General features: G+C 71.3%; 3 protein-coding genes. All 3 read right to left on the bottom strand.

All coding sequences use genetic code 11. The features are described from left to right. A partial coding sequence (locus AC067U_RS36815) for a DNA translocase FtsK (protein WP_478834219.1) occupies positions 1-1,688 on the bottom strand: 1,688 nt, incomplete at its 3' end. Positions 1,689-1,849: 161 nt separating this feature from the next. Next, positions 1,850-2,527 (bottom strand): response regulator, encoded by a 678-nt coding sequence (locus AC067U_RS36810; RefSeq protein WP_478834218.1) that lies wholly within the window; start codon positions 2,525-2,527, stop codon positions 1,850-1,852. Positions 2,528-2,709: 182 nt separating this feature from the next. Next, positions 2,710-6,417: HAMP domain-containing protein (locus tag AC067U_RS36805; protein ID WP_478834217.1), on the bottom strand; the 3,708-nt coding region annotated here is incomplete at its 5' end.

Genomic DNA, 6,417 nt, shown 5'->3' with positions numbered 1-6,417 from the left:
ATGCCGACCGCCGACTTGCCCGGGATCGGGCTGATGATCCGCACGTCCGGGGAGGCCACCGCGTAGGCGATGTTCTTCGCCAGCGCCGTGATCCGCTCGACCTTCACCGCGGCGCCCAGCGTCACCTCGTACCGGGTGACCGTCGGGCCCCGGGTGAAGCCGGTGACCTGCGCGTCCACCTTGAACTCGGTGAACACGTTCGTCAGCGCCGCGACCACCGAGTCGTTGGCGGCGCTGCGGGTCTTGCCCGGGCCGCCGCGCTCCAGCAGGTCCAGCGAGGGCAGTGCGTACGTGATGTCCCCGCGCAGCTGGAGCTGCTCGGCGCGGGGCGGCAGCCCGCCGGCGGGCTCCGGGGGCGCCTTGGTCAGGTCCGGGACGGTGAAGAGGTCGGCACCGTCGGAGGGGGCACCTCCAGCGGTGGCCGGGGAGGTGTCGGCGGCGCGCGCCGCCGGGGCGCCCGGTGCCGCCGGTGCCGTGGTGGCCGCCGGCGTCGCGGGGCCCGCGGGGGCCTCCTCGCGGGCCGCGGGCACCGGGGCCGTGGGCTCGGCCCCGGTCCGGCCGGCGGCGATGCCCTGGGAGAGGTCGGCGACCAGCGGCGAGGGCGGCATCCCGCCCAGGACCGCACCGTCGAGCGCCGCGGCGGCGGCCGCGGCCACGTCCACCGCGTCCATCTCCCGGTCCAGCGGCGGCTGCACCGAGCCGCGCCTGGGCCGCCGGCCGGCCGCCCGCCGCTTGGCGAGGGCCTCCTCCTCGGCGGCGTCCGGCCCCTCGTCCGGTCCCGCGCCGGATCCCTCGTCCGGGAGCGCCGCCCCGCGGCCGGTACGGGCCCGCCAGCGGTCGGGGTCGTGCCGGGCGGGCCGCTCCGCGCCGTCCTCGCCGGGCAGGTCGTCGTACTCGCCCGGCTGGACGAGCCCCAGCCGGATGCCGAGCCGGCGCAGCCGCTGCGGGATGGCGTTGACCGGGGTGGCGGTGACCACGAGCAGGCCGAAGAGCGTCAGCAGCACCAGCATGGGCACGGCCAGCGGCGCGCCCATGGTGAAGATCAGCGGCTTGGAGGCGGCCCAGCCGATCAGGCCGCCCGCGTCCCGCATGGCGGCCTCGCCCTCGCCCCTCCCGGGGGCCCCGCAGGCGATGTGCACCTGGCCGAGCACCCCGATCACCAGGGCGGACAGGCCGATGCCGATCCGGCCGTTGGCGTCGGTCTCCTCCGGGTGCCGGATGAAACGTACCGCCATGACCCCCAGGAGGAGCGGCACCAGCAGGTCGAGCCGGCCGAAGGTGCCGGTGACCAGCATCGTGACCAGTTCACCGACCGGCCCCTGCAGGTTCGACCAGGTGCCGGCGGCGACGATCAGCGCGAGGGCCAGCAGGAGCAGGGCGATGCCGTCCTTGCGGTGCGCGGGGTCGAGGTTCTTGGCGCCGTTGCCGATCCCCCGGAACACGCCGCCCACCAGGTGGGCGAGACCGAGCCAGAGCCACCGCACCAGCCTGAGCACACCGCCCGACGGGGACGGCGTCGGCTTGGCGGCGGTCTTCTTCACCGGGGCGCGCTTCGCGGGCGCGGCCTTCTTCGCGGGAGGCTTGCGCGCGGGCGCCGCTTTCTTCGCCGGCGCGGGGGTACGGCCGGTGCGGGCCTTCGCGGTGCCCGCGCTGCTCTGGGAACCCTTGCCGGACGTACGTGAGGCCATGGGGGCGAGGTTACCGGTGTGCACGCCGGTGGACACGCGTGCCCACCCCTTCACCCGTTCGTGTCGGGCCCGGGGTGGGCGATGTGACGCACCGACGGACCTGACCCTCGCTCAGGAAGGGGGCCGGGCCCGCCCGTCGACCTCTCCGGGCCGGCCCCTCGTCAGGTCTGCGCGGGCAGCACCGGCGCGGTGCCCCCGGCGCCCGGCTCCAGGGCGTCCAGCGCCCGCCGCAGCCCGGTGAGCTTGCGCTCCAGGTGCGCGGCGGTGGCGACCACCGAGGCGTCCGCCGCTTCCTCGCCGAGCTGCTTGGTGAGCGCCTCGGCCTGCTCCTCGACCGCCGCCAGCCGCGCCGACAGCTCGGCCAGCAGACCCGCGGCATCCTTGCTCTCGGAACCGTTGGGGCTGCCGTCCAGCTGCAGCCGCAGCAGTGCCGCCTGCTCGCGGAGCTGGCAGTTCTTCGTGTACAGGTCCACGAACACCGAGACCTTCGCCCGCAGCACCCACGGGTCGAAGGGCTTGGAGATGTAGTCCACCGCCCCGGCCGCGTAACCGCGGAACGTGTGGTGCGGACCGTGGTTGATCGCGGTCAGGAAGATGATCGGGATGTCCCTGGTCCGCTCCCGCCGCTTGATGTGCGCGGCGGTCTCGAACCCGTCCATCCCCGGCATCTGCACGTCCAGCAGGATGACCGCGAAATCGTCCGTCAGCAGTGCCTTGAGCGCTTCCTCCCCCGACGACGCCCGGACCAGGGTCTGATCGAGCGCGGAAAGAATGGCCTCCAGCGCCAGCAGATTCTCCGGCCGGTCGTCGACCAGGAGGATCTTGGCCTTCTGCACCATGCCCTGTCCTCCTCGCCCCGGCATGGGGCCTCCCCGGCCCGTCCTTGTGCCGGTCATCGTAGCCCCAGTCCCGAGATCGCCACACCCTGTCACCAAGATGTCACTGTGCACGTAGCGGAAACGTGGCGGGAGAGCCGATGGTTCCCCACCCGTTCCCCCGCCAACATCCCTGGTCGGACCGCCTATTCCGCCCGCATGTGCTGTTCCATGACCGACAGCAGGTAGTCCGGGTCCACGGGCTTGGTCACATAGTCCGAAGCCCCGGAATCGATCGCCTTCTCCCGGTCCCCCTTCATCGCCTTCGCCGTCAGCGCGATGATCGGCAGCCCCTCGAACTGGGGCATCCGCCGGATCGCCGCCGTCGTGGCGTACCCGTCCATCTCGGGCATCATGATGTCCATCAGCACCACGGTCAGGTCGTCGTGCTGCTCCAGCACCTCGATGCCCTCCCGTCCGTTCTCCGCGTACAGCACCGTCAGCCCGTGCTGCTCCAGCACGCTGGTCAGCGCGAAGACGTTGCGCACGTCGTCGTCGACGATCAGCACCTTCTCCCCCCGGAAGTCGTACGTCCGCGGAGCCGCCGGCGGCTCCTCCTCCGGCAGCCACGCCTCGGCACCGGACTGGCCCGGCAGCTCCGGCCGCGGCAGCGGCTCGCTCAGCGCCTTCCGGCGGCGCCGGAACAGCGACGGGCTGCCCTGTGCGGGCGCGGCGGGCGACCCGGCCCGGTCGATCTGCCCCGAGGCCGGCGGCAGCGCCTGCGGCACCGGCACGGGCGCGACGGCGGGAACCGGGCCGTGGAACCGCGCCCGCTCCACCGACTGCCGCCCGTACAGGTCGGCCCGGCCGCCCGGGGCGGGCGGCGCGTAGCCCTGCGGCGGCAGCTCGCTCGGGTGCAGCGGCAGGTACAGCGTGAAGGTGGAGCCGCGGCCCGGCTCGCTCGCCGCGTGGATCTCGCCGCCCAGCAGCCGGGCGATCTCCCGGCTGATCGACAGGCCCAGACCGGTGCCCCCGTACTTCCGGCTCGTGGTGCCGTCCGCCTGCTTGAACGCCTCGAAGATCACCAGCATCTTGCCGGCCGCGATGCCGATCCCGGTGTCGGTGACCGAGAACGCGATCAGGTCGGCGTCGGCCTCCCGCAGGGAACCGGCCTCCAGCAGCTGCTCCCGGATTTCCTGCGGCACGTCCGACCCGGCGGGCCGGATGACCAGCTCCACCGCGCCGTTGTCGGTGAACTTCACCGCGTTCGACAGCAGGTTCCGCAGCACCTGCAGCAGCCGCTGCTCGTCGGTGTGCAGGGTGGCCGGCAGCTCCGGGGACACCCGCACCGAGAAGTCCAGGCCCTTCTCGGCGGTCAGCGGCCGGAAGGTGGCCTCCACGTAGTCCACGAGCTGGACCAGCGCGATCCTGGTCGGCGAGACGTCCATCTTGCCCGCCTCGACCTTCGACAGGTCCAGGATGTCGTTGATCAGCTGGAGCAGGTCGGAACCGGCGCCGTGGATGGTCTCGGCGAACTCCACCTGCTTCGGGGAGAGGTTGCCGTCCGCGTTGTCGGCGAGCAGCTTGGCCAGGATCAGCAGCGAGTTCAGCGGGGTCCGCAGCTCGTGCGACATGTTGGCCAGGAACTCGGACTTGTAGCGCATGGAGACCGCGAGTTGCTCGGCGCGCTCCTCCAGCACCTGCCGGGCCTCCTCGATCTCGGTGTTCTTCACCTCGATGTCGCGGTTCTGCTGGGCCAGCAGTTCGGCCTTCTCCTCCAGCTCGGCATTGGCCGCCTGGAGGGCCTTCTGACGGTTCTCCAGCTCGTCGGAGCGCTCCCGCAGCTGCTCGGTCATCTCCTGCGACTGCTTCAGCAGCACCTCCGTACGGGAGTTGACGCTGATGGTGTTGACGCTCGTACCGATCATCTCGGCGATCTGGCTGAGGAAGTCCTTCTGGATCTGCGTGAAGGGCTGGAACGAGGCCAGCTCGATCACGCCGAGCACCTTCGCCTCGAACAGCACCGGCAGCACGATCACATGGGCCGGCGGGGCCTCACCCAGACCCGAGGAGATCTTCAGGTAGCCGGGCGGGGTGTTCTCGACCAGGATGGTCCGCTTCTCCTCGGCGACCATCCCGATCAGCCCCTCCCCCGGCCGGAACGAGGTCGGCATCAGGCCGGGCGCGTAGGCGTAACTGCCGCGCATCCGCAGCTCGTACGAGCCGTCCTCGGTGCCCTCGGTGCCGATCCCGTCGGTGCCGCCGGACGGCACGGCCAGGAAGAACGCGCCGGCCTGCGCCGACACCACCGGCGTCAGCTCGCTCATGATCAGCGAGGCCACGTCGTCCAGGTCCCGGCGGCCCTGCATCAGGCCGGAGATCCGGGCCAGGTTGCCCTTGAGCCAGTCCTGCTCCTTGTTGGCCAGGGTGGTGTCCCGCAGGTTGGCGATCATCGTGTTGATGTTGTCCTGCAGGACCTGGATCTCGCCCGCCGCATCCACGTCGATCTTCAGGTTCAGATCGCCGCGGGTCACCGCGGTGGCCACCGCCGCGATCGCGCGGACCTGCCGGGTCAGGTTCCCGGCCATCTCGTTCACCGACTCGGTGAGGTCCCGCCAGGTGCCGTCCACGTCCCGCACCCGGGCCTGGCCGCCCAGGATGCCCTCGGTGCCCACCTCGCGGGCCACCCTCGTCACCTGGTCCGCGAACGAGGACAGCTGGTCCACCATCGTGTTGATGGTGGTCTTGAGCTCCAGGATCTCCCCGCGCGCGTCGATGTCGATCTTCTTGGTCATATCGCCCTTGGCGATGGCGGTCGTCACCATGGCGATCTGCCGCACCTGGCCGGTGAGGTTGGACGCCATGAAGTTCACCGAGTCGGTGAGGTCCTTCCAGGTCCCCGAGACCCCGGGAACGTGCGCCTGACCGCCCAGCCGGCCCTCCGTACCCACCTCACGCGCCACCCGGGTCACCTCGTCCGCGAACGAGGACAGGGTGTTGACCATCGTGTTGACCGTCTCCGCCAGCTGCGCGACCTCACCGCGCGCCTCGACGGTCACCTTCTTCGTCAGATCGCCGTTGGCCACGGCCGCGGAGACCTGCGAGATCCCGCGCACCTGCGCGGTCAGGTTCCCGGCCATCGTGTTGACGTTGTCGGTGAGGTCCTTCCAGATGCCGGTGACCCCGCGCACCCGCGCCTGCCCGCCGAGGATGCCCTCCGAACCCACCTCACGGGCCACCCTCGTCACCTGCTCGGCGAACGAGGACAGCTGGTCCACCATCGTGTTCACGGTGGTGACCAGCTCCAGGATCTCGCCCTTCGCATCCACCGTGATCTTCTTCGACAGGTCGCCCATCGCCACCGCCGTGGTCACCTGGGCGATCTGCCGCACCTGCGAGGTCAGGTTGGAGGCCATGAAGTTGACCGACTGGGTGAGGTCCTTCCAGGTGCCGGAGACACCCTTCACCTCCGCCTGGCCGCCCAGGATGCCCTCGGTGCCCACCTCGCGGGCCACCCTCGTCACCTGGTCCGCGAACGAGGACAGCTGGTCCACCATCGTGTTGATGGTGTTCTTCAGCTCCAGGATCTCCCCGCGCGCGTCCACGTCGATCTTCTGCGACAGGTCACCGCGCGCCACCGCCGTCGCCACCTGGGCGATGTTGCGCACCTGAGAGGTCAGGTTCCCGGCCATGCCGTTCACCGAATCGGTCAGATCACGCCACACACCGGCCACGCCCGGCACCTGCGCCTGACCGCCCAGCCGACCCTCGGTACCCACGTCCCGGGCCACCCGGGTGACCTGCTCCGCGAACGCCGACAGCTGGTCCACCATCGTGTTGATGGTGTTCTTCAGCTCCAGGATCTCCCCGCGCGCGTCCACGTCGATCTTCTGCGACAGGTCACCGCGCGCCAC

This window comes from Streptomyces sp. NPDC043853, from assembly GCF_056436025.1.
The sequence above is the reverse complement of the archived record's forward strand: the minus strand, read 5'-3'. Positions and strand labels throughout refer to the sequence as shown.